Below are 23,725 nucleotides of genomic sequence, written 5' to 3'. Positions count from 1 at the left end.
TCTGCCTCGGCAGGGCGGGCGCCGTCCGTTAACTTGGCGAAGGCCCGAGCGATCCCCACCGCTCGGGCCTTCTGTGCCGGGATCTCACCGGCGCACATAGTGACTGCATCGCTCCCCACCACAGAGAACGTTGCTTCGGAACCCTCCCAGGAACCGCACACCAGAAACACTACGGACGAGGCCTGTGCCGCGCACTCGATGGGGCACAGGATCGGCTGAGCGCTCCCTATGGACTGTCTGTGGGCCCGGCCATGTAACGATTTGGAAAACTCGCCCGCCGCCGACCGGTCGATGTCGGCCGGTCCACGTAGCCTCACAGGTGAACAGGATCAGGAGGCGACAGTGACCGATGCGACCCGCCACGTCGAATCGTCACGGTCGGCCGCTCCGAACTCCCTGATCATGCCCGACGACGAAGCGCCCCTCGCGCGCACCACCGGCCGCCACTCGATCCCGACGTCGCCGATCACCACGGTGCCCGTCGACCTCGGCGTGATCCAGCCGCGTCGCCGACTCGGCGTCGCCGACCTGCGAGTGTTCCCCGTGGCGCTCAGCGGCAAGGTGTTCGGCTGGACCGCCGACGAGCAGCAGACCTTCGACGTCCTCGACACCTACTTCGCCCAGGGAGGCAACTTCGTCGACACCGCCGACTCCTACGCCAACGGTCTCAGCGAGTCGCTGATCGGCGCGTGGATGAAGTCGCGCATCACCCGCGACGACATCGTGCTCGCGACGAAGGTCGGCAAGAGCGAAGAGAACCCCGGTCTCACCCCGCGCTCCATCGAGCGGGCGGTCGACGCGTCCCTGCGTCGACTCGGCACCGATCGCATCGACCTCCTGTACCTGCACGTCGACGACACCGAGGTCGCGTTCGAGCGCACTCTTCTCGGGGTCGACCGCCTCATCCGTGCCGGCAAGGTGCGCTACTTCGGCGGGTCCGACCACTCGGGCAACCGCCTCTACGAGGCGCGCATCGCCGCGGGCATGCTGGGCGTCGCGCCGATGGTGGCGCTCCAGAACGAGTACAGCCTGGTCCACCGCCGCGAGTACGAGGAGGGGCTGGCCAAGGTCGCGCAGCAGCAGCGTCTCGCGGTGATGCCCCGCTTCGCCCTGGCGAGCGGGTTCCTCTCCGGCCGCTACCGCACCCGCTCCGACATCCGGGGCTACCGGCGGGGGAGCGAGGTGGCGAGGCTCCTCAGCAAGAAGAACCTGCGGATCCTGGCCGAGCTCGACCGCATCGCCTCGCTGCACGCGAGCCCGGTGGCCGCGGTCGCCCTCGCCTGGCTTCTCACGAAGCCGAACGTCGTGGCGCCTGTCGTCAGCGCCACCTCGCCGCACCAGGTGACCGAGCTGGCCGAGGCCGCGCGAGTCCAGCTCACGCGACACGAGGTCGCCGAGCTCGATCGCGTCAGCGCGTAGCTCGAGCGGCTCAGGCGCAGTCGGCGAAGAGTCGCTCGGTCACGCGCGCCATGGCCGAGGTCGCGGCGATCGCGTCGCCGGCGTAGCCGGCCACCATCGCGCCGTCGCGGGCCAGGTAGAACTCGTCGGCCGCGTCGCCCGACATCGGATGCCCGGCCTCGCGGAACAGGGTCACGAGGGCATCGGTGTACCACTCGCGGTGCTGCACGACGATCTGACGCACGGGGTGCTCGGGCTCGGCGAACTCGGCGGCCGCGTTCACGAACGGGCAGCCGCGGAATCCTGGGGCCTGGATCTCGTCGGAGATCGACGCCAGGAGCTCGCGCAGGGCGTCGAGCGGCGATCCGGCGTCGGCGCGGATCTCGTCGACCGTGGCCATGGCGTCGTCGCGTCGACGGCGCATGTAGTCGAGCACGAGGTTGTCCTTCGCGCCGAAGTGCTTGTAGAAGGTCGCCTTCGTGACGCTCGACTCGGCGATGAGCCGGTCGACGCCGACGGTGCGGATGCCCTCGTCGTAGAAGAGGCGGTCGGCGGTCACGAGGACGCGCTGCTTCGCGCCGGGGCCCGGCTGGAGCGCGGGGGAGGCTTCCCCCAGGGAACGCTGGACGGCCGATGGGGGGAATTCGACCGTCACAGCGTGGCTCCTTGGGGATCATTCGGCCGGGGACCGCCGTCAGGGGAAACAGCGGCCAGACAACGAACGTCTGTGAGCCGCCGACCGGGCCTGCTAGGGGAGGCGCCGATCGGTGACATGACACTAGCAGAAAGAGGACAAACAGACAGGTGTGTCTGTCCTCTTTCGGCGTACCCCAGTTCGGGTGTCATGCATCCCGTAGGCTCGATGACGATGAATGGACCGGTTCCCCTGCCCCTCGACCAGGTCGAGCTGGCGTTCGACGTCTCGGCGGACGAACGCGTGCGGCGGAGCATCCTCCCCACGGGCGTGCGGATCCTCTCGGAGCGGATGGGCGGCGCCCGGAGCGCGACGGTCGGCTTCTGGGTGGCCGTCGGCTCCCGCGACGAAGGCGACACCGAGCGAGGCTCGACGCACTTCCTCGAGCACCTGCTGTTCAAAGGCACCCCGACCCGGTCGGCGTTCGACATCTCGGTGAGCTTCGAGTCGGTCGGCGGCGAGCACAACGCCGCGACCGCGAAGGAGTACACCTGCTACTACGCCAAGGTCCGCGACGTCGACGTCGACATGGCCGTCGACGTCCTCGCCGACATGGTGACCTCCTCGGTGCTCGACGCCGACGAGTTCGAGGTCGAGCGCGGGGTGATCCTCGACGAGCTCGCCGAGGCGGCCGACGACGCCGGCGACATCGGCTCCGAGCGCCTGTTCGAGTCGGTGCTCGGCGACCACCCCCTCGGCCGCCCCATCGGCGGCTCGCCGGAGAGCATCCGCGAGGCCCGCCGCGACGACGTGCTGAGCCACTACCGGGCGAACTACCGCCCGCAAGACCTGGTCGTCACCGTCGCGGGGGCCGTCGACCACGACCTCCTCGTGGGCCGCATCGAGGCCGCCCTCCTGCGGGCCGGCTGGCCCGACACGAACGCGGCGCCTGTGCAGCGACGGTCGACGGCGCCGGCCGAGCTCGCCTCGCGCGCAGGCGTCACGATCCTGTCCAGGCCGCTGGAGCAGGCGACGGTCATGCACGCGGTACCGGGTCTCGCCCTCACCGACGCCCGGCGCCCGACCCTCAGCATCCTCAACGCGGTCCTAGGCGGCGGCATGTCGTCGAGGCTGTTCCAGGAGGTCCGGGAGAAGCGCGGCCTCGCCTACTCCGTGTACTCGTTCACCCCGAGCTACTCCGACGCGGGGCTGTTCGGGCTGTACGCGGGGTGCGCGCCTCGCAACGCGCCGGAGGTCTCCCGGCTCCTGCTGGCCGAATTCGACCGGATCGCCGAGTCGGGCATCACCGAGCGCGAGCTCGCGCGCTCCCTCGGCATGCTCGGCGGCGCCGCGGCGCTGGCGCTTGAGGACAGCGACACGCGCATGAACCGCCTCGGCCGGGCGGAGATCTCGACCGGCGAGTTCGTCGACCTCGACGAGTCGCTGTCCCGCCTCGGCACCGTCACGCCCGAGGGGGTACAGAGCCTCGCTCGCGAGCTCCGGTCCGGCGTAGTGTCCACGGTGGTCGTCGGCGACGTCTCACCCGAGGATTTCGACACCACGACCGTCCTCCCGGTGGCAGCGTCGCCATCGGCGATGCAGTGAATCAGGAGGCGGGAGTGTCGCACTACCTCTACCTCGTCCGGCACGGCGAGCAGCAGGATGCGGAGTACGGGCTTCCCGACGGTCCCCTCTCCGAACGGGGCAAGCGGCAGGCGCGGCTCATCGCCGAGCGCCTCGGCGGCGTGCCGTTCTCGGGCGCCTGGCACTCGCCGCTCCAGGGCGCGGCGGAGACCGCGCGCATCATGACCGAGCTGATGCCCGCCCTCGACCCGCAGCCGTCGACGCTCCTCTTCGACTGCATCCCCTCGGGCCCCACGCCCGAGATGCCGAGCGCGTTCAAGCAGTTCTACGGCGGGATCACCGACGAGCAGATCGAGGCCGGCGAGGCGCAGATGGCCGACGCGGTCGCCGAGTGGCTGACCCCGTCCCGCGACGACCGCCACGACCTGCTGATCACCCACAACTTCGTCATCGGCTGGTTCGTGCGCGAGGTCTTCCGAGCGCCGGCCTGGCGCTGGATGGGCGTCAACCAGGCCAACGGCGGCCTGACGATCATCCGGGTGCGGTCGGCCAAGCCGCCGGAGCTCGTGACCCACAACGACCTCGGCCACCTGCCGGTCGAGCTGCGCACCGGGCTCCCGGTCGAGCAGCCGCTGTAGCCCTCGACCTTTCGCCGGTCCGGGACTACCGGACGACGTCCTTCGCGTACCAGGTCGTGGCGTTCGGGTTGTCGTTGTACGGCTCGGTCGTGCGATACCCCGACGACCGGTAGAGGCCGCCGGCGGCCCGCAGGCTGTCGTTCGTGTCGAGCACGATCAGGTCGGCGCCCAGGTCCGCCGCGCGGCGCTCCAGCTCGGCCAGCAGGATCCGACCCAGTCCCCGCCCCCTGCCGCCCGGCGCCACATACAGGTGCTTCACCTCGTACCGCACGCGCCCGTCGGCCAGGGGCGGCAGGCGCCGGATGCCGCCGCACGCGACGCCCCGGACGGGTTCCGGCTGCTCCTGCGCCCCGCCGGTCTCCAGGTCGATCAGCAGGAAGACGCCCTCGGGCGGCACGAACGCCGCCGGGTCGGGGTAGCGGGTGGTGTAGCCGGCAGGATCGGGGAAGGTCGCCACGCGCTCGGCGAAGTAGGCCTCGAGGAGCGCGTGCGCCTCGGGGTCGTCGACAGGGGTCTCTCGGAACTGCAGCACGTCGACCGATCGTAGCGAGCCGGTAGGTTGGGGGCATGACTGTTCGCGTCGCCGTCGTCGGTGCCACCGGCCGGATGGGCCGCCTCTTCGTCCGCCTCATCGACGAGAGCGCCGACCACGAGCTGCACGCGGGGCTCTCCAGCCGCGACGACCTCGCAGGCATCGAGGGCGCCGACCTCGTCGTCGACGTCACGGTGCCCGCGGTGAGCCCGGGCATCGTCGAGCGGGCCGTGCGCGCCGGAATCCCCGTTCTCGTCGGCACCTCCGGCTGGTCGGAGCCCCGGCTCGCCGCGCTCGGCACGGTCGTCGCCGAGGTGGGCGGCCCCGGCGTCCTCGTGGTGCCGAACTTCTCGGTCGGATCGGTGCTCGCGACGATGTTCGCCACGATGGCCGCCCGGTTCTACGAGTCGGTCGAGATCGTCGAGACGCACCACCCCGGCAAGGTCGACTCGCCGTCCGGCACGGCGATCCGCACGGCCGAGCTCGTCGCCGACGCCCGCCGCGACCTCGGCCCGGTGCGCGCGCCTCACGTCGACCAGCGGGCTCGCGGGCAGCAGGTCGCCAGCGTCCCGGTCCACAGCCTCCGTCTGCCCGGCATCGAAGCCCGGCAGGAGGTCGTGTTCGGCGGCGCGGGCGAGACGCTCTCGCTCGTCCACGACACGACCTCGCAGACGGCGTACGAGCAGGGCATCCGCGTCGCTCTGGCCGCGGCACCCACCGTGACGGGCGTAGTCGTCGGCCTCGACCGGGTCCTGCCCCTCGGGCCGTCGTCCGAGCGCGCGTGAGCGGGGCCGGCCGATGAAGGGGCGCGTCGCCGCCATCGTCATGTGCGTCGTGCTGGCGCTGTATCTCGTGCTCGTGGGTCAGCGCGCGGTGCTGTTCGTCCGCGCGGGCGAGCCGATCGCCGTCGTGCTCGGCATCGCGCTCATCGTGCTGCCGATCATCGGCGTCTACGCGCTCCTCGTCGAGATCCGGTTCGGGATCCTGACCGAGAAGATGGTGAAGCAGCTCGCGGCGGAGGGGGAGCTGCCCGTCGACGACGTGCCGAAGCGCCCCAGCGGCCGCTACGAGCGCGAGGCCGCCGACGCGGCCTTCCCCGGCTACGCAGACGCCGTCCGCGCGGCGCCCGACGACTGGCGGGCCTGGTTCCGCCTGGGTCTCGCGTACGACGCCTGCGGCGACCGCCGCCGGGCGCGCGGCGCGATCCGGCGCTCGATGCGGCTGCGTCGCGTCAGTCGCGTCGCCGCCTAGTCGAGCGGCGCCTCCAGCTAGTCGAGCAGCGCCTCCAGCGCCTTCTCGACCGTCTGGTCTCGGAACTCGAAGCCGTCGGCGAGAAGCTTCTCGGGCACGACCTTCTGGCTCGACAGGAGCATCTCCTGGCCGGCGTCGCCGAGGAGGGCCCGGATCGCGAACTCGGGGACGGCGAGGCGGTACGGGCGATGCAGCGCCTTGGCGGTGAGCGCGGTGAGCCGGTCGCTCGTGGCCGGCACCGGGCCCGCGAGGTTGACCGGCCCGGACAGCTCGCTGGTGAGCAGGTGGACGATCGCGGCGGCCTCGTCGTGGAGCGAGATCCAGGGCCAGATCTGGGCGCCCGATCCGAGCCGCGAGCCGAGGAAGGCGCGGGTCAGGGCGAGCAGCGGCTTCATCGCACCCCCGGGCCCGATGACCACGCCCGTGCGGAAGGTCGCGACGCGCGTCGACTCCGGCGCCCGGTGCGCCTCGGCCTCCCAGTCGACGACGACGTCGGAGAGGAATCCGGTGCCTCGCGACGACTCCTCGGTGAGGACGTCGAGCGGCCGGTCGCCGTAGAAGCCGACGGCCGAGCCGCTCAGGAAGGTCGCCGGCGGGTTCACGGCGTGGTGCATGGCCTGCGCGAGCGTGCGTGTGGCGTCGACCCGCGAGTCGCGGATCTCACCTCGGTAGCTCTTGGTCCACGGGAGCTTCGAGAGCGACGCGCCGGAGAGGTTGATGACGGCGTCGGCGCGATCGAGGAGGTTGTAGTCGACGATCCCGGCCGAGGGCGACCAGGTGAACTCGCTGCGGTTCGTGGTCGGCCGACGCACGAGGGTGAGGACCTCGTGGCCCGCCCGCCTCAACTGGGCGGTCACCTCCGTGCCGATCAGCCCGGAGGCTCCTGCGATCAGTACGGTCTGCCCTGCCATGTGCTGCCTTTCGTCGGCCTCTCAGAGTAGGCGTCGCAGCCTCGGGTCGACCGGGTGAGTCCGGGCGGGAATGTCGGCGCCGGTGGATAGAGTTCTGCTGTGCCTGAAGACGTGACCGAGACCGCAGCCGCCCCCACAGCTCCCGCCGACCGCATCGAGTACCGCTCCGACGTGACGGTCGAGCTCGTGCGCTCCAGCGCCCACGACTCCGACGTGCTCTTCGCGGCGCGCGTGTCGACCATGGGCGAGCAGACCCTGGAGGGCGCCCAGGCCGACGCCGACGGCCAGCAGGCGACCAAGGGCGCGGGGCTCATCAACTACCTCATGCGCGACCGCCACGGCTCGCCGTTCGAGCACAACTCGATGACCTTCTACGTGCAGGCGCCGATCTTCGTGTTCCGCGAGTTCATGCGGCACCGCATGGCCTCCTACAACGAAGAGTCCGGCCGCTACCGCGAGCTCAACCCCGTGTTCTACGTGCCTGCCGAGTCGCGCAACCTCGTCCAGCAGGGCAAGCCCGGCGCGTACGACTTCGTGCCCGGCACGCCCGAGCAGTACGAGCTGGTCGTCGAGGCCACCAAGGCGTCGACCACTCTCGCGTACGAGGCCTACGTCAAGATGCTCGAGGCCGGTGTGGCCCGGGAGGTCGCGCGCATCGTGCTGCCGCTCAACATCTACTCGTCGATGTACGTCACCGTGAACGCCCGCTCGCTGATGAACTTCCTCAGCCTCCGCACGAAGCGCGAGGGCACGCACTTCCCGTCGTTCCCGCAGCGCGAGATCGAGATGTGCGCCGAGAAGATGGAAGACCTCTGGAAGGGCCTCATGCCCCTCACCTACGCCGCCTTCGAGAAGAACGGCCGCGTCGCGCCGTAGCGCCGCGCGTCAGATCGAGCAGCCCGGCTTCCTCGAGGCGGGGCGCTCCCAGAGCGTCGCGCGGATGCCGCTCGCGTCGGGCCCCGACGTCCGGCCGGCCACGCGCGTCCAGCACTGCTCGATCTCGGCGGCGACGGGCGTGCCGACGTCCGGCACCGGAACCCAGCGCTGCTTCCCGGCGTAGCCGACGACGAACACGCGCTGCACCCCGCGGAGAACCGTGGCGGCGTCGGTCGTCGACGTCGTCGGCGTCCACAGCGACCCGGCCGCGATGGCCGACGTCGCGGGCTGCGCCTGCAGGTTCGGCGGCCCCTTCGGCGCCGAGTCCCCGAGGTACCAGCGGACGCCGGCCTCGGCGTAGGTGGGCGAGTAGACGATCCCGTCGTCGGCGCTCGCATGGCTCTCGATCCAGGCCGCCGTGCCCCGGAGGTCCTCGGCGTCGGGGTTCGCCGCGTAAGCCGAGTGCGTGACCGGGTAGACGACCGCGACGACGGCGGCGATCGCGAGCAGCGCGGCACCCGCGCGTCGCAGGCCTGCGGAGAGCCCGACGAGCCTCGCCTCGAGCACGCCTCGGAGCGACCCCGCGAAGACGAGAGCGACCAGCAGCACGGCCCCCGGCACAGCGCTCAGGTAATAGCGCGGCACGTACGACGGCGCGAACACCTTCGAGTACACGAGCAGAGCGAGCGGCGGCAGAAGCGCCCAGGCGAGAGCCACGATCGCGGCGACGACGCCGCGCCGTCGAGCGTCGTCCTCGACGAGACGACGTGCCAGCAGGAGCCCGGGAATCGCCAGCACGACCAGAGCCAGGCCCATGGGCGTCGCCAGCCCGACCAGGCTCGACAGCACCTGCCGCTTCGACACCGGCAGCACCCAGCTCTGCAGCTCGCTGCCGCGCTGGGCCATGTACAGCCCCGCCAGGCCCGTGAGGACTGGCAGGATCAGGGCGACCGTCACGCTCGTCCGAGAGACTCTCGACCCCGTGCGACGTCGCCCCACGCCGAACAGCCAGACGACCTGTGGCAGCACCGCGGGCGCGGCGAGCACCTCGAGGCCGATGGTGGCGGCGGCGAGGACCGACCACGCGGCCAGCAGGAGGGTTCGCGACCGGGGTGGCATCTCGGCTCCTGCGGCCCCCAGTCGATGCGCGACGTACGCGCTGGCCGTCACGCACAGGACCACGAGGGCGTACGGCCGGGCGTCGACCGCGTAGAGCGTGAAGAATCCGGGCGACACGGTCAGAAGCACGCTCGCGGCCACGCCCGCCCAGGGCCCGGCGATGCGCCGAGCGAGCGCGCCGATCACGAGCACGGCGGCGATCGCGGCCGCGAACGACGGCAGGCGCAGGGCGATCTCGCCGGTGCCCGCGATGGCGACCCACACGTGCATCACCAGGTAGTACAGGGCGAGCGCAGGATCATCGTGCCCCAGCAGGTGCACCAGCTGCGGCAGGGTCCGGTGGGCGGCACTGACCGTCGCCGCCTCGTCCCGCCAGAGGGAGGCCGGCAGGTACGGCGCCGCGACGACGGCCCCGACGACGGCGGGCACGACGGGGAGGACGCCGACGAGGGTCGGCGTCCGGATCGCGGGCTTCGGGACCGCATCGATCGGGGGCGCTGCAAGCGTCACGAGACATCCTTGGAAGTGTTGCTCGGGTAGGGACACCGTAGGTGCGACCCCCGGGGCGCACAAGGGGCAGTTTCGCCCTCGTCGTCGGGGGCGGCGCCGGTGCCGATATCCTGGAGGCGTGTCGAACATCCAGAACCCTTTCGGGCAGGTCCTCGTCGCTCTCGTCACCCCGTTCACCGCCGACGGCGAAGTCGACTGGCCCGGCGTCGAGAAGCACATCGACGACTGCATCCGGCAGGGGGCCGACGGCATCGTCGTCACCGGCACGACGGGTGAGACCTCCACTCTCACCGACCCCGAGAAGCTCCGCCTGGTCGAGGTGGGCAAGTCGGTGGCCGACGGCCGAGCCAAGATCATCACGGGCGGCGGCTCGAACGAGACCGCGCACGCTATCCAGCTCTACAAGGCGAGCGAGAAGGCCGGCGCCGACGGCGTCATGATCGTCACGCCGTACTACAACAAGCCCACCCAGGCCGGCGTGCTCACGCACTTCCGCATGATCGCCGACGCGACCGACCTGCCGGTCATCCTGTACGACATCCCGGGCCGCACCGGCATCCCGATCAAGTACGAGACGATCCTGCGTGCCGCCAAGCACCCGAACATCGTCGCCGTGAAGGACGCCAAGGGCGACTTCTCCGAGGTCAGCCGCGTGCTCAACCAGACCGACCTCATGTACTTCTCGGGCGACGACTCGAACGTGCTCCCGCACCTCGCGATCGGCGCCACCGGCCTCATCGGCGTCACGGCGAACATCGCCGCGGCGCCCTACCGCACGATCGTCGACGCGGTGAACGCCGGCGACCTGAAGACCGCCACCGCCGCGCACCAGCAGCTCGAGCCGCTCGTGCGCGCGGTCATGACCCACGTGCCCGGCACCGTCGCGGCGAAGTACATCCTCCACGGCCTCGGCCGCATCTCGAGCCCCCGCGTGCGGCTCCCGCTCGTCGGCCCCGAAGACTCCGAGGCCGCCCTCATCGAAGACGAGCTGTCTCTCGTCGGGGAGATCCCCGGCGTCGACTTCTCGAGGTTCCGCCCCGACCGCAACGCGGCCGCCGGCGGCGCCCTGCCCAAGGTGCACGGCACCACGCGCTGACACCCGGCCGCGTCGGCTCCTGCCGCGGCCCCCTGACTCACACCGGAGGCGAGAGGCCTCACATCATCACACCCAAGGAACAGATGCCCACAACCATTCAGACTCCGCGCGCTCTCGAGAAGGGCACGCTGCGGGTGATCCCGACCGGCGGCCTCGGCGAGATCGGCCGCAACATGACCGTCTACGAGATCGACGGCAAGCTCCTCGTCGTCGACGCGGGCGTGCTCTTCCCCGAAGAGCACCAGCCCGGCGTCGACCTGATCCTGCCCGACTTCTCTCCGATCACCGACCGTCTCGACGACGTGCTCGGCGTCGTCCTCACGCACGGCCACGAGGACCACATCGGCGCGGTGCCCTACCTCCTCAGGCTGCGGAAAGACATCCCGCTGCTCGGCTCGACGCTGACGCTCGCCCTCGTCGAGGCGAAGCTCAAAGAGCACCGCATCGCCCCCTACACGATGGCCGTCAAAGAGGGTCAGATCGAGAAGCTGGGGCCGTTCGAGCTCGAGTTCATCGCGGTCAACCATTCGATCCCCGACGCCCTCGCCGTCGCGATCCGCACCAGTGCGGGCCTCGTGCTCCACACGGGCGACTTCAAGATGGACCAGCTGCCGCTGGACGACCGCATCACCGACCTCCGCGCCTTCGCCCGGCTGGGGGAGGAGGGCGTCGACCTGTTCCTGCCCGACTCGACCAACGCCGACGTTCCCGGCTTCACCGCCCTCGAGCGCGACATCGGCCCGGTGCTCGACGACGTGATCGCCCGAGCGCCCCGCCGCGTGGTCGTCGCCAGCTTCTCCAGCCACGTCCACCGGGTGCAGCAGGTGCTCGACGCCGCTCACGTGAACGGACGCCGCGTCGCCTTCCTCGGGCGCTCCATGATCCGCAACATGACGATCGCCGCCGACCTGGGCTACCTCAGGGTGCCCGAGGGCGTCCTCATCGACGCGAAGAAGGCGAAGGACCTCCCCGACGACCGCATCGTCTACATGTCGACGGGGTCCCAGGGCGAGCCGATGGCGGTCCTCGCGCGCATGGCGAACCTCGAGCACCAGATCGAGATCGGCGAGGGCGACACCGTGATCCTCGCGTCGAGCCTGATCCCCGGCAACGAGAACTCCGTGTACCGCGTCATCGACGGCCTCACGAAGCTGGGCGCGCACGTCGTGCACAAGGGCAACGCGAAGGTCCACGTGTCCGGTCACGCCGCCGCCGGCGAGCTGCTCTACTGCTACAACATCCTCCGGCCGAAGAACGTCATGCCCGTCCACGGCGAGCACCGTCACCTCTTCGCCAGCGCCGCCCTCGCCGAGCGGACCGGAGTGCCGCGGAAGAACATCATCACCGGCCAGGACGGCATCGTCGTCGACCTTCGCGACGGCGTCGCCGAGGTCGTGGGCCAGCTCGACCTGGGCTTCGTCTACGTCGACGGCTCGACCGTCGGCGAGATCACCGACGCCGACCTGAAGGACCGCCGTGTGCTCGCGGAAGAGGGGTTCATCTCCGTCTTCGTCGCGATCGACCCGGCAACGGGTCGCGTGGTGGTCGGGCCGGAGATCCAGTCGCGCGGGTTCGCCGAAGACGAGTCGGTCTTCGACACCGTCCGGCCGAAGATCATCGCCGCGCTCACCGAGGCGGCCGAGAACGGCACCCGCGACACGCACGCGTTCAGCCAGGTCGTCCGCCGCACGGTGGGCCGCTGGGTGAACACGCAGCACCGCCGCCGCCCGATGATCGTCCCGGTCGTGATCTCGGCGTAGCCTGCTCCACCCTGCGTTTCCGCTGTGTGACGCGTGTGACTCAAGTGACGAACACGCGCGCAGGATCAGCGGAAACGACAGGGGCAGGCGGTACTTTTGCCGCATGCCCACGAGCACCAAGCCGTCGTCGCGCGCCCGCGCTCACGCCCCGAAGTCCGGTGGCCGCGCCCCGCGAGGCGGCGCCGCGCCGACGAAGCGCCTGCCCAAGCAGACCGTGACCGTCGACCACGGACCAGACCTCGGCACGCGTGCGTGGCTCGGTCTCGCCCACCTCGTCGGCGGCGCCTTCCGCGTCTTCGGGCGCGAGGCGCTCGACGCGTCCGAGCGTCGCGACGGCGTTCCGTTCTTCCTGGTGCTCCTCGCCATCGCCGGCGCGATCGTCGAGTGGCTGAACCCCGGCGACCCGATCGCTCAGGCGCTCGACCACTACACGTTCGGCGGCCTGTTCGGTCGCGTGGCGTACGCGCTGCCGGTCATCATGGTCGTCTTCGCGGGCTGGCTCTTCCGGCACCCGGCGTCCGTCCACGACAACACGCGCATCGGGATCGGCGTCGGCCTCGGGGTCATCTCCATCTCCGGGCTGTGCCACATCTTCGGTGGGCGGCCCGTCGCGTCCGACGGCATCGTCGGTCTCGCCGGTGCCGGCGGCATCCTCGGCTGGGTGGTGGCGTCGTGGATGGTGAACCTGCTCACGGCGTACGTGGCCGTGCCCATCATCTGCATCGTGCTCGCGCTGTCGATCCTGATCGTCACGAAGACCCCGCCGAACCACATCCCGCGTCGCGTGCACGAGCTGTACGCCTACCTCTTCGGTGCGCAGGGGCCCCGCTCCGCCGAAGGCGACGGCGACTCCGACGACGACCGGCCCGCGCGCGCATCGCGCTCCAAGAAGTCGGACTCGGCCGACGACGACGGCGAGATGCTCGACGCCCCCGACGACAACCTGCCCTGGTGGCGCCGCAACAAGAGCGGCCGCGAGGAGGACCCCGCCTACGACACCCCGGTGCTGACCGGCACGGGGCCGACCGAGGCGCTCTCGAAGAAGCGCGGTCGCAAGGGCGCCGACCCGTCGTTCACCGACGTCATCAGCGGTGACGCGGCGGCAGAGGTCGGCACCGCCGCCTCGCCCGACGACATGAACACCGAGGTGCTTCGCGACCTGGGGTTCGCCGAGGAGGCGTTGGCGCACCAGAACGTGGTCGCACCGACGACGATCATCCCGTCCGCCGCCGGCGCAGTCGCTCCCGGAGCCGTCGTTCCGGTCGTCCCCGAGGCGAACCTCGGCCCCTCCGACGCCGCGGCCGACTTCTTCGAGCCCGACGAGGCGGAGGCCATGCCGAGCTTCGACGCTCACGGCGACTCGCCCGAGGCCCCCTACCGGCTGCCCGCCGTCTCGACGCTGAGCGCCGGCGACCCGGCGAAGACCCGCAGCGAGGCGAACGACGCGATCGTCGCGGCGATCACCGACGTCCTCACGCAGTTCAACGTCGACGCGCGCGTGATCGGCTTCTCGCGCGGTCCGACGGTGACGCGGTACGAGATCGAGCTCGGCCCGGGCGTCAAGGTCGAGAAGGTCACCGCGCTCTCGAAGAACCTCAGCTACGCCGTCGCGTCGAACGAGGTGCGCATCCTCTCGCCGATCCCGGGCAAGAGCGCCATCGGCGTCGAGATCCCGAACACCGACCGCGAGATCGTGTCGCTCGGCGACGTCCTGCGCTCGAACGCGGCCACGAAGTCCAGCCACCCGATGACCATCGGCGTCGGCAAAGACGTCGAGGGCGGCTACGTCGTGGCCAACCTCGCGAAGATGCCGCACCTCCTCGTCGCCGGGTCCACCGGCTCCGGCAAGTCGACCTTCGTCAACTCGATGATCACCTCGCTGCTCATGCGGGCGAAGCCGAGCGAGGTGCGCATGGTCCTCGTCGACCCGAAGCGCGTCGAGCTGTCGATCTACGCCGGCGTGCCGCACCTCATCACGCCCATCATCACCAACCCCAAGAAGGCGGCCGAGGCGCTGCAGTGGGTCGTGAAGGAGATGGACATGCGGTACGACGACCTCGCGTCGTTCGGATTCCGCCACATCGACGACTTCAACAAGGCCGTCATCAACGACGAGATCGTGCTGCCGCAGGGCTCCGAGCGCACGCTCAAGCCGTACCCCTACCTCCTGGTCGTCGTCGACGAGCTCGCCGACCTCATGATGGTCGCCCCTCGCGACGTCGAAGACTCGGTGGTGCGCATCACCCAGCTGGCCCGCGCCTCCGGCATCCACCTGGTGCTGGCCACGCAGCGCCCCTCGGTCGACGTCGTCACCGGTCTCATCAAGGCGAACGTCCCGTCGCGCCTCGCGTTCGCCGTCACCAGCGTCACGGACTCCCGGGTCATCCTCGACCAGCCCGGCGCCGACAAGCTCATCGGCCACGGCGACGGGCTCTTCCTGCCCATGGGCGCCTCGAAGGCCATGCGCGTGCAGGGCGCCTGGGTCCAGGAGAGCGAGATCGAGGCCGTCGTCAAGCACGTCACGCAGCAGGCACGGCCCGAGTACCGCAGCGACGTCGCGGCGGTCGCCGAGAAGAAGGAGATCGACGGCGACATCGGCGACGACCTCGAGCTGCTGCTCGCGGCCGCCGAGCTCGTGGTCTCGTCGCAGTTCGGCTCGACGTCGATGCTGCAGCGCAAGCTGCGGGTCGGCTTCGCCAAGGCAGGCCGCCTGATGGACCTCATGGAGTCCCGCGACATCGTCGGGCCGTCCGAGGGGTCGAAGGCGCGCGACGTCCTCGTGACCGTCGAGCAGCTCCCCGGCGTGCTCGCGAAGATCCGCGGGCAGGAGGCGCCCACGGGGGCGGCTCCGGCCCGGCCGACGGTCGACGACGGCCGGTACGCTCACGACGTCGCGCCGTCGTCTGCTCCTGCGCCCTCGAAGTCGGCCGGGGAGGACCGGTACGCGAACGACCCCGTGGCGGAGATGACCCGCGGCTACGACGAGTACGAGTCCGAAGACGACTCGGAGGACGCCTGGGGCCTCACGGGTCGAGACTAGAGACATGACCACCCCCACAGGCGCCGGCTCGCACGCGCCGGCCGGCAAGACCTTCCCGTTCACGGGCAGGATCGTGAGCCGCGGCGAGGGCCCCGCCTCCACGGCCAACATCGCCAACATCATCACGGTCGTGCGCATCCTCATGGCGCCGCTGTTCTTCGTGATGCTCGTGGTCGACGACGGGCACATGGGCGCACTGCGGGTCTGGGCCGCGGTCATCTTCGTCGTGGCGATCCTCACCGACAGCCTCGACGGGTTCCTCGCCAGGCGTCAGAACCTCGTCTCCGACTTCGGGAAGATCGTCGACCCGCTGGCCGACAAGGTGCTCACGGGCGGTGCGTTCATCGTGCTGAGCGTGCTGGGCGAGCTGCCCTGGTGGGTGACGATCGTGATCCTGGTCCGCGAGGTCGGCATCACCGTGTACCGGTTCGTGGCGCTCAAAGACCGCGTGATCGCGGCGTCGCGCGGCGGCAAGATCAAGACGCTGCTGCAGGGCGTGGCTCTGACCCTCGCGCTGTTCCCGTTCACGACCTGGCTGGGCGGGTGGTTCAGCTGGGTCGACATCGTCGTGATGTCGGCGGCCTTCGTGGCGACGGTGCTGTCGGGCCTCGACTACATGCGCGTGGCGCTGCAGCGGCCGCACGACGGCACCCGGCCGTGACGCCGGCGTCTTCGTCGTCGCCCGGGTCGCACGCCGCCGCGCGCGCGTCGTCGCTCGCCCACGACCTCGTCGGCCGGCTGCGTGAGCGCGGCCTCACGATCGCGGTCGCCGAGTCGCTGACGGGCGGACTCGTGGTGGCGTCGCTCGTCGACGTGCCGGGTGCCTCGAAGGTCGTCTGCGGCGGCGTGGTCGCCTACCAGACCGAGCTCAAGGCGTCCCTCCTCGGGGTGTCTGAGACGCTCCTGGCCGAGCACGGAGCCGTGCACCCCGACGTCGCGGCGTCGATGGCGATGGGCGTGCGCGAGCGTCTCACTCTCGACGGCGTGAACGCCGACATCGGCCTCGCGACGACAGGTGTCGCCGGGCCCGACCCGCAGGACGGCCAGCCCGTCGGCACCGTCTACGTGGGAATCGCCTGGGGAGACGACGTGGAAGTCCTGCCCCTCGCACTGGAGGGTGACCGATCCGCAATCCGATGGGCTACGGTCGTCGAATCACTCTCAGCGGTCGGGTTCATGCTCGACGGGCCTCGGGAATAGAGCGGGTTTCGTTCTCGTTACATCTCGCAGGTTCACAAGGTGCATTCCCAGGCCGCTGGTTACAGTGAAAGCAGCGGTTGCTCTTAGTGTTACTCATCCACCGCGGTACTTCGATCACGGTGGGTCGTCCTCAGGAGGAGGGTCCTATGGTTCTCGTACGTCAAGAAATCGGTGACGTCCTTCGTGACTTCCGCCTGCAGAAGGGCCGCACGCTCCGCCAGGTCGCATCCAAGGCCAGCGTGGCGCTCGGGTATCTGAGCGAGGTCGAGCGAGGCCAGAAAGAGGCCTCGAGCGAGATCCTCGCGTCCGTGGCCGAAGCGCTCGAGACCCCGATCTCGACCATCATGCGCGAGGTCGGCGACCGCATGGCCGTTCTCGAGGGGCTGAGCCCAGTCCCCGACACGCTTCCCGACGACCTCGTCGCCGAGTTCGACGCCGACCTGGCCGTCCGCTAGGCGCAGTCGCCGACACGCGACTCGAACGCCCCGCCCTCGTGGCGGGGCGTTCGTGCGTCCGGGGTCGCGCGTGTGCGCCGGCGTCAGTGCGCGGGCGCCGGCGTCGGTGGTCGCGGCTATCCTCGACGGGTGCGGAAGAGCGAATTCGATCGAGCCGTCGTCGACGAGTTCGGCGAAGGCTACGGCCGCGTCGTCACGCACGACGTCGTCCTGGCGAAGCTGGGCAACCAGACCGCCGACGAGGCGATCGCTCACGGCGTCCCGCCGCGCGACGTCTGGCTCGCGCTGTGCGAGGTTGAGAACGTCCCGCTGTCACGTCGGCACGGCGTGGGGCTCCCCAAGCCCAGGCGGTAGGCGTCGCCGCGACTGACGCGGGCGACGTCGGCTCAGGGCGCAGGAGCATCGGCTCGCCATCCCCGACACGCCGCGCGGTGGACTCGAACACATGTTCGGTTCGGTGCTAGCCTCTCCACCACAGGGAGCCTCTCGGCTCCGGTTCTCCACAGATTCCCTCACGACGCTCCGAGTGTCGGTGGGCGCCCGTAGCGTTCCGGTCAACAGCGATTCCCTCAGCCTTGTCGCAAGGCTGGCCGCCCGGCTTCATCGGCGGCCAGAGGGCGCGACAGCCTACAGGCGCACCGCACCTGCTGCGGCTCGACCACCGGTCGGCCCGGCGACGAACCAAGGAGAAGCACATGCCCTCAGTTGCAGACCGCGAGAAGGCCCTCGAGACCGCCCTCGCCCAGATCGACCGGCAGTTCGGCAAGGGTGCGGTGATGCGCCTCGGCAGCGACGAGCGCGCTCCCGTCGCCGTCATCCCCACGGGCTCCATCGCTCTCGACGTCGCCCTCGGCGTGGGCGGACTGCCCCGCGGCCGCATCGTCGAGATCTACGGCCCCGAGTCGTCGGGTAAGACGACCCTCACGCTCCACGCGATCGCGAACGCCCAGCGCGCCGGTGGCATCGCGGCGTTCATCGACGCCGAGCACGCGCTCGACCCCGAGTACGCGAAGAAGCTCGGCGTCGACATCGACGCTCTGCTCGTGTCGCAGCCCGACACGGGCGAGCAGGCCCTCGAGATCGCCGACATGCTCGTGCGCTCCGGCTCGATCGACCTCGTCGTCATCGACTCCGTGGCGGCGCTCGTGCCGCGCGCCGAGATCGAGGGCGAGATGGGCGACTCGCACGTCGGCCTTCAGGCCCGCCTCATGTCGCAGGCGCTCCGCAAGCTCACCGGCGGCCTGAACCAGACCGGCACCACGATGATCTTCATCAACCAGCTGCGCGAGAAGATCGGCGTGTTCTTCGGCAGCCCCGAGACCACCGCCGGCGGCAAGGCGCTCAAGTTCTACGCTTCCGTGCGCCTCGACATCCGCCGCATCGAGACCCTGAAGGACGGCACCGACGCGGTCGGCAACCGCACCCGCGTCAAGGTCGTCAAGAACAAGATGGCCCCGCCCTTCAAGCAGGCCGAGTTCGACATCCTGTACGGCGTCGGCATCTCGCGCGAGGGCAGCCTCCTCGACTTCGGCGTCGAGCACGGCATCGTCCGCAAGTCGGGCGCCTGGTACACCTACGAGGGCGACCAGCTCGGCCAGGGCAAGGAGAACTCTCGCAACTTCCTCATCGCCAATAAGAACGTGGCCGACGAGATCGAGCAGAAGATCCTCGCCAAGCTGGGGGTCGGCGGCAGCACCGCCGGTGCCGACGATGCCGCCGCCGCTCCGGCAGCGCCCGTCGAGCCGCTCCAGGCGAAGCTCGCCGCGCGCAAGGGCGCATGAGCACCGAGGGCGAACACCTCGCCCCCGTGACACCGCTGTTCGGCGGCGGGCGCACGCCCGCCGCCGACGGCTGGGCCGACTCGGCCGCCGCGGGGCCCGATGAGGTCGAGGCGGCAGGCGACCCCGAGGCTGGCGCGGTCGCGGCGCCTGCCGAGCCTGAGGCTGCCGCGGTCGCGGTGCCGACGTTCGCCACGTTCTGGGGCGGCAAAGATGACGATGAGGTCGAGGCGCCTGCCGAGCCCGAGGCTCCTGCCGAGCCTGAAGAGACCCTCGAGGCCGCCCGGCACCGCGCCGAGAACATCAGCATGCACGCTCTCACTCGGCGCGGCGTCTCCTCCCGCGAGATGGAGCGCACGCTCCGCAGCCGCGACCTCCCCGACGAGGTCGTGGCGGCCGAGGTCGAGCGCCTCGAGCGCGTCGGGCTCCTGAACGACTCGGAACTGGCCGAGACCCTCGTCCGCTCCAAGCAGGAGCGAAAAGGCCTCGGCAAGAGCGCGATCTCGGCCGAGCTCAAGCAGCGTGGCCTGGCGAACGAGGCCATCGAGCAGGCCATCGCCGAGATCGACGACGACGACGAGCAGGCGCGAGCCGACGAGTGGGCACGGAAGCGCGCCGGCCAGCTCCGCGGCCTCGACCACGAGACCGCCGAGCGGCGGCTCTCGGGCTACCTCATGAGGCGGGGCTACCGTTCCGAGGTCGCGCGGCGAGCCATCGCGAAGGCGCTGCCGAGGGGCGGGTCGTCGCGGGGCGGGGTTCGGTTCGAGTAGCTGTCGCGCGGCTCCTGCGCCCCGGCCTCGACGGTCGGCGCGAGAGCGCAGCCGCGACGATTTACACTGGAGCATCATGTCGACCGTCCTCGAGAACACGACCGCCGAGCGCGGCGAGAGCGGCAGCCCGCGCACCTACGAGGTCCGCACCTTCGGCTGCCAGATGAACGTGCACGACTCCGAGCGCCTGTCGGGCTCGCTCGAGGCCGCCGGCTACGTGCCCGCGAACGGCGCCGAGGCCGACATCGTCGTGATCAACACCTGCGCCGTCCGCGAGAACGCCGACAACAAGCTCTACGGCACCCTCGGTCACCTCGCGTCGACGAAGCGCACGCACGAGGGCATGCAGATCGCCGTCGGCGGCTGCCTCGCCCAGAAGGACAAGTCGGTCATCCTCGACCGCGCGCCGTGGGTCGACGTGGTCTTCGGCACGCACAACATGGGCGCACTGCCGACGCTGCTCGAACGAGCCCGTCACAACGACGAGGCGCAGCTCGAGATCCTCGAGTCGCTCGACGTGTTCCCGTCGACGCTCCCGACCAAGCGCGACTCGACCTACTCGGGTTGGGTGTCGATCTCCGTCGGGTGCAACAACACCTGCACCTTCTGCATCGTGCCCGCCCTCCGCGGCAAGGAGAAAGACCGTCGCCCCGGCGAGATCCTGAGCGAGATCCAGGCTGTCGTCGGCGACGGCGCCCTCGAGGTGACCCTGCTGGGCCAGAACGTCAACTCGTACGGCGTCGAGTTCGGCGACCGCGGCGCCTTCGCGAAGCTCCTCCGGGCCGCTGGCGAGATCGAGGGCCTCGAGCGCATCCGCTTCACCAGCCCGCACCCCGCCGCGTTCACCGACGACGTCATCGACGCCATGGCCGAGACGCCCAACGTCATGCCGCAGCTGCACATGCCGCTCCAGTCGGGCTCCGACCGGATCCTGCGCGCGATGCGTCGCAGCTACCGCAGCGACCGTTTTCTCGGCATCCTCGACCGGGTGCGCGCCAAGATCCCGAACGCCGCGATCTCGACCGACATCATCGTCGGCTTCCCCGGCGAGACGGAGGAGGACTTCCTCGAGACCCTCCGCGTGGTCGAGCAGGCCCGGTTCGCCAGCGCGTTCACGTTCCAGTACTCCATCCGCCCCGGCACGCCGGCCGGCGAGATGGAGAACCAGGTGCCGAAGGAGGTCGTGCAGGAACGCTACGACCGACTCATCGCCCTGCAAGACCGCATCTCGTTCGAAGAGAACCAGAAGCAGGTCGGCCGCGTCGTCGAGCTCCTCGTCGCCACCGGGGAGGGCCGGAAAGACACGGCGACGCACCGGCTCTCGGGTCGCGCCGACGACAGCCGGCTCGTGCACTTCACCGTGCCGTCGGGCGCCGAGGTTCCGCGCCCGGGCGACATGGTGACCGTCGAGATCACCGACGCGAAGCCGTTCTACCTCATCGCCGACGAGACGCCGGCGACGCCCTACTCGGTGCGCCGGACCAGCGCGGGCGACGCCTGGGATCGCGCGCAGGCCGCCTCCTGCGCCGTCCCCGCCCACACCGGCTCGATGGCCGCCGACGCTGCGCCCGGTCGCGTGTCGCTCGGCCTGCCGACGCTTCGCGTCGCGACGACGTCGATCTACGACACCGCGGACGGCGAACGCTGAGCACCCCTCCCTACGCGGTGGTCGTCGGCGCCACCGGCACCGGCAAGTCCGCGTTCGCCCTCGACCTCGCCGCCGAGATCGACCGCCGCGGGGGCACGGCCGAAGTGGTCAACGCCGATGCCATGCAGCTGTATCGCGGCATGGACATCGGAACGGCGAAGCTCCGCCCCGAGGAGCGCGGGGGAGTTCCCCACCATCTGCTGGACGAGCTCGACGTCACCGCCGAGGCGAGCGTGGAGTGGTACCAGCGGCGCGCGCGCGAGGTGACCGCCGGGATCCTGCGTGACGGCCACGTGCCGATCGTCGTCGGCGGCTCGGGGCTCTACGTGTCGGGCGCGATCTTCGATTTCCGCTTCCCGGGCACCGACGATGCCGTGCGGGCTCGCTACGAGGCTCTCCTCGACGAGGGCGGCGTGAAGGCCGTGCACGAGCTGCTGCGCGAGCGCGACCCGGCCGCGGCTGCGGCGATCGGGCCGTACAACGGCAGGCGCATGGTCCGTGCCCTCGAGGTCGGTGAGATCACCGGCGAGCCGTTCCAGGTCGGCCTGCCCGACGACGCGCCGACCTGGGGTGAACCGCGCATCGTGGGGCTCGCCGAAGACCGCAGTGAGCTCGTCGCGCGTCTCGACGAGCGCGTCGACGGCATGTGGCGCGACGGCCTCGTCGCCGAGGTGGAGCGCCTCCTGCCCCTCGGACTCGAGCGCGGGGTCACCGCAAGTCGTGCCATCGGCTACGCGCAGGCGATCGCGCAGCTGCGCGGCGACCTGACCGAGACCGAGGCGCAGGAGCAGACGAAGGCCCTCACACGCAGGTACGCGCGTCGCCAGGTGAGCTGGTTCCGGCGATACCCCCGCGTCACGTGGACCCGAGCCGGAGACCCGGCCGCGGTGTCGGCCGCCGCCGATACACTCGGCCTGTGACCGAAACCGTCCGCTTCACCAAGGGCCAGGGCACGGGCAACGACTTCGTGCTGTTCTCCGACCCCGACGCTCTCGTCGACCTCACGCCCGAGCGCATCCGCGCACTCGCCGACCGGCGCTTCGGCGTGGGCGGCGACGGGGTGATCCGGGCGGCGCGCAGCGCGAACCTGCCCGAGGGGCAGACGATCCTCGCCGAAGACCCCGCCGCCGAGTGGTTCATGGACTACCACAACGCCGACGGCAGCGTCGCCGAGATGTGCGGCAACGGCATCCGGGTGTTCACGAAGTTCCTGCTCGAGCAGGGGCTCACCACGCTCGAGCCCGGCGAGACGCTCGCGATCGGCACGCGGGCGGGCGTCCGCGACGTGCAGCTCAACCGCGGCGGCTATCAGGTCGACCTGGGCCGCTGGCGTCTCGAAGCGCCCGACTTCGACGGAACGGTCGGCGACGGCTCGGGGCCCGAGGTCACGGCTACGGCGCTGCCCGTCTCCCGCCCCGGGCTGAGTCTCAGCGTCGGCAACCCTCACGTCGTCGTGGCACTCGCGAGTGCCGACGAGCTGGCGGCGATCGACCTCGGCTCGGCGCCTGTTCTCGATCCTGCGCCCGTCGACGGCGCGAACGTCGAGTTCGTCGTGCCCGAAGAGCCCCTCGTCGCCGACGGTGTCGGCCGCATCCGCATGCGGGTGCACGAGCGCGGCAGCGGCGAGACCCTGTCGTGCGGCACCGGCGCTGCGGCCGCGGCTCTGGCCACGCGGTACTGGGCCGGCCAGGGTGCGCCCGATCAGTGGCGGGTCGACGTGCCGGGCGGCACCGTGCACGTGCGCATGTTCGCCACGGAAGACGGCGAGCACGTCTCGCTCTCCGGGCCGGCCGAACTGGTGTTCACGGGCGATCTCGCGATCTGAGCCTGGCCTCCGAGAAGGATTCTCGGTAGACTCGTCTCACTATGAAGATCTGAGAACCTACAGTCGGGTCGCGCGTAACGTGCGATACCCCTTCGACGTCGACTCTCGTTCGACCTCGACGACACCGGCCAGTTCTTCGTTGATCCACTTCTGCAGCGAGTCTGCACCAAGGTTCTTCGCGACCACGAGGTACGCCTCCATGTCGATGCCGAGCCTCGGCAGCCACTTCTCGAGGATCTCGTGGAGCACCGTCTTTCCGACCCGGATCGGCGGATTCGACCAGATGCCGTCGAAGACCACATCGTCGGGCACGTCGTCGGGCAGCGCGACCCTGATGTTCGCGATGCCGGCCCGCTGAGCGTTCTCGCGCAGCAGGTCGAGCACCCGCTCGTTCACGTCGACCGCCCACACGGTGGCGTCGGGGGAGAGCAGCGCGAGCGTCAGGGCGATCGGGCCCCATCCACAACCCACATCCAAGAAGGTGCCGTCGCGCGGTGGCGTCGGCATCCCGGCCAGGAGCACTGCGGTGCCCGGGTCGATCCGCCCCGGTGAGAAGACGCCGGCGGCGGTCGCCAGCGAGAGAGTCCGCCCGGCGAGCTCGACCGTGATCTCACGGGGCTTGAGCTCGCTCTGCGGCTTCGACGAGAAGTAGTGCTCGCTGGCCATCCGAACAGATTATCGAACGTGAAAGGTCTACTGT

Annotated in this window: 23 protein-coding genes; 18 read left to right on the top strand and 5 right to left on the bottom strand. The window is 70.6% G+C overall.

Going from position 1 to position 23,725, the window contains the following annotated elements:
- The first annotated feature begins 342 nt into the window (after positions 1–342).
- Complete coding sequence (locus C8E83_RS08035) at positions 343–1,419, top strand: aldo/keto reductase (RefSeq protein WP_245981505.1); 1,077 nt, start codon at positions 343–345, stop codon at positions 1,417–1,419.
- Positions 1,420–1,429: 10 nt separating this feature from the next.
- Here the strand turns inward: C8E83_RS08035 and C8E83_RS08030 are convergent, their stop codons facing one another.
- A complete protein-coding gene (locus tag C8E83_RS08030; RefSeq protein WP_245981504.1) occupies positions 1,430–2,053 on the bottom strand; it encodes a TetR/AcrR family transcriptional regulator in 624 nt (207 codons plus the stop codon).
- A gap of 213 nt (positions 2,054–2,266) precedes the next feature.
- On the opposite strand from C8E83_RS08030, the gene C8E83_RS08025 reads away from it, so the two are divergent.
- Together C8E83_RS08025 and C8E83_RS08020 are read left to right on the top strand one after the other, a co-directional pair.
- Positions 2,267–3,637: a M16 family metallopeptidase gene (locus tag C8E83_RS08025; protein ID WP_121369249.1), complete on the top strand. Its 1,371-nt coding sequence runs from the start codon at positions 2,267–2,269 to the stop codon at positions 3,635–3,637.
- A 14-nt stretch (positions 3,638–3,651) separates the two neighbouring features.
- Positions 3,652–4,254 (top strand): histidine phosphatase family protein, encoded by a 603-nt coding sequence (locus tag C8E83_RS08020; protein ID WP_121369248.1) that lies wholly within the window; start codon positions 3,652–3,654, stop codon positions 4,252–4,254.
- 25 nt (positions 4,255–4,279) lie between these two features.
- Here C8E83_RS08020 and C8E83_RS08015 read toward each other — a convergent pair whose 3' ends face one another.
- Positions 4,280–4,786: a GNAT family N-acetyltransferase gene (locus tag C8E83_RS08015; RefSeq protein ID WP_121369246.1), complete on the bottom strand. Its 507-nt coding sequence runs from the start codon at positions 4,784–4,786 to the stop codon at positions 4,280–4,282.
- Positions 4,787–4,821: 35 nt separating this feature from the next.
- Here C8E83_RS08015 and dapB point away from each other — a divergent pair, with 35 nt between their 5' ends.
- Complete coding sequence (gene dapB, locus C8E83_RS08010) at positions 4,822–5,571, top strand: 4-hydroxy-tetrahydrodipicolinate reductase (protein ID WP_121369244.1); 750 nt, start codon at positions 4,822–4,824, stop codon at positions 5,569–5,571.
- Positions 5,572–5,584: 13 nt separating this feature from the next.
- Entirely contained in the window at positions 5,585–6,037 is a 453-nt protein-coding gene (locus tag C8E83_RS08005) for a hypothetical protein (protein WP_121369242.1), read from the top strand.
- A gap of 17 nt (positions 6,038–6,054) precedes the next feature.
- Here C8E83_RS08005 and C8E83_RS08000 read toward each other — a convergent pair whose 3' ends face one another.
- On the bottom strand, positions 6,055–6,948 hold the full coding sequence (locus tag C8E83_RS08000; RefSeq protein WP_121369240.1) for a TIGR01777 family oxidoreductase: 894 nt from the start codon (positions 6,946–6,948) through the stop codon (positions 6,055–6,057).
- Positions 6,949–7,047: 99 nt separating this feature from the next.
- Here C8E83_RS08000 and thyX point away from each other — a divergent pair, with 99 nt between their 5' ends.
- A complete protein-coding gene (gene thyX, locus C8E83_RS07995) occupies positions 7,048–7,824 on the top strand; it encodes an FAD-dependent thymidylate synthase (RefSeq protein ID WP_245981501.1) in 777 nt (258 codons plus the stop codon).
- A gap of 9 nt (positions 7,825–7,833) precedes the next feature.
- Here thyX and C8E83_RS07990 read toward each other — a convergent pair whose 3' ends face one another.
- Positions 7,834–9,453: a glycosyltransferase family 39 protein gene (locus C8E83_RS07990; RefSeq protein ID WP_121369236.1), complete on the bottom strand. Its 1,620-nt coding sequence runs from the start codon at positions 9,451–9,453 to the stop codon at positions 7,834–7,836.
- Between the two features lie 118 nt (positions 9,454–9,571).
- Here C8E83_RS07990 and dapA point away from each other — a divergent pair, with 118 nt between their 5' ends.
- The 12 genes from dapA to dapF all read left to right on the top strand — a co-directional run bounded on the left by dapA (position 9,572) and on the right by dapF (position 23,025).
- Positions 9,572–10,549, top strand: a complete 978-nt coding sequence (gene dapA / locus C8E83_RS07985; protein ID WP_121369235.1) for a 4-hydroxy-tetrahydrodipicolinate synthase — start codon at positions 9,572–9,574, stop codon at positions 10,547–10,549.
- 83 nt (positions 10,550–10,632) lie between these two features.
- Entirely contained in the window at positions 10,633–12,309 is a 1,677-nt protein-coding gene (locus tag C8E83_RS07980) for a ribonuclease J (protein ID WP_121369233.1), read from the top strand.
- 103 nt (positions 12,310–12,412) lie between these two features.
- Positions 12,413–15,349 carry a DNA translocase FtsK gene (locus C8E83_RS07975; RefSeq protein WP_121369232.1) on the top strand — a complete coding sequence of 979 codons (2,937 nt, stop codon included), beginning with the start codon at positions 12,413–12,415 and terminating at the stop codon, positions 15,347–15,349.
- A gap of 4 nt (positions 15,350–15,353) precedes the next feature.
- Entirely contained in the window at positions 15,354–16,010 is a 657-nt protein-coding gene (gene pgsA / locus C8E83_RS07970) for a CDP-diacylglycerol--glycerol-3-phosphate 3-phosphatidyltransferase (protein WP_121369230.1), read from the top strand.
- A complete protein-coding gene (locus tag C8E83_RS07965) occupies positions 16,007–16,549 on the top strand; it encodes a CinA family protein (RefSeq protein ID WP_121369229.1) in 543 nt (180 codons plus the stop codon). The genes pgsA and C8E83_RS07965 overlap by 4 nt, the downstream gene beginning before the upstream one ends.
- A 146-nt stretch (positions 16,550–16,695) precedes the next feature.
- Positions 16,696–17,004: a helix-turn-helix domain-containing protein gene (locus C8E83_RS07960; protein WP_121369228.1), complete on the top strand. Its 309-nt coding sequence runs from the start codon at positions 16,696–16,698 to the stop codon at positions 17,002–17,004.
- Positions 17,005–17,133: 129 nt separating this feature from the next.
- Positions 17,134–17,358 carry a DUF3046 domain-containing protein gene (locus C8E83_RS07955; protein WP_121369227.1) on the top strand — a complete coding sequence of 75 codons (225 nt, stop codon included), beginning with the start codon at positions 17,134–17,136 and terminating at the stop codon, positions 17,356–17,358.
- 341 nt (positions 17,359–17,699) lie between these two features.
- Positions 17,700–18,785 carry a recombinase RecA gene (recA, locus tag C8E83_RS07950; RefSeq protein WP_121369226.1) on the top strand — a complete coding sequence of 362 codons (1,086 nt, stop codon included), beginning with the start codon at positions 17,700–17,702 and terminating at the stop codon, positions 18,783–18,785.
- Positions 18,782–19,552, top strand: a complete 771-nt coding sequence (locus tag C8E83_RS07945; protein WP_121369225.1) for a regulatory protein RecX — start codon at positions 18,782–18,784, stop codon at positions 19,550–19,552. Before recA ends, C8E83_RS07945 begins: the two co-directional genes overlap by 4 nt.
- Before the next feature lie 76 nt (positions 19,553–19,628).
- Positions 19,629–21,200 (top strand): tRNA (N6-isopentenyl adenosine(37)-C2)-methylthiotransferase MiaB, encoded by a 1,572-nt coding sequence (miaB, locus tag C8E83_RS07940; protein WP_121369224.1) that lies wholly within the window; start codon positions 19,629–19,631, stop codon positions 21,198–21,200.
- Positions 21,201–21,217: 17 nt separating this feature from the next.
- Entirely contained in the window at positions 21,218–22,120 is a 903-nt protein-coding gene (gene miaA / locus C8E83_RS07935; protein ID WP_245981499.1) for a tRNA (adenosine(37)-N6)-dimethylallyltransferase MiaA, read from the top strand.
- Entirely contained in the window at positions 22,117–23,025 is a 909-nt protein-coding gene (gene dapF, locus C8E83_RS07930; protein ID WP_121369223.1) for a diaminopimelate epimerase, read from the top strand. The genes miaA and dapF overlap by 4 nt, the downstream gene beginning before the upstream one ends.
- 57 nt (positions 23,026–23,082) lie before the next feature.
- Here dapF and C8E83_RS07925 read toward each other — a convergent pair whose 3' ends face one another.
- Positions 23,083–23,691: a class I SAM-dependent methyltransferase gene (locus tag C8E83_RS07925; protein ID WP_121369222.1), complete on the bottom strand. Its 609-nt coding sequence runs from the start codon at positions 23,689–23,691 to the stop codon at positions 23,083–23,085.
- Positions 23,692–23,725 lie beyond the last annotated feature (34 nt).

The sequence above is a fragment of the Frondihabitans australicus genome (assembly GCF_003634555.1).
Taxonomy (GTDB): Bacteria; Actinomycetota; Actinomycetes; order Actinomycetales; family Microbacteriaceae; genus Frondihabitans; species Frondihabitans australicus.
This window is presented reverse-complemented; position numbering and strand designations above follow the sequence as displayed.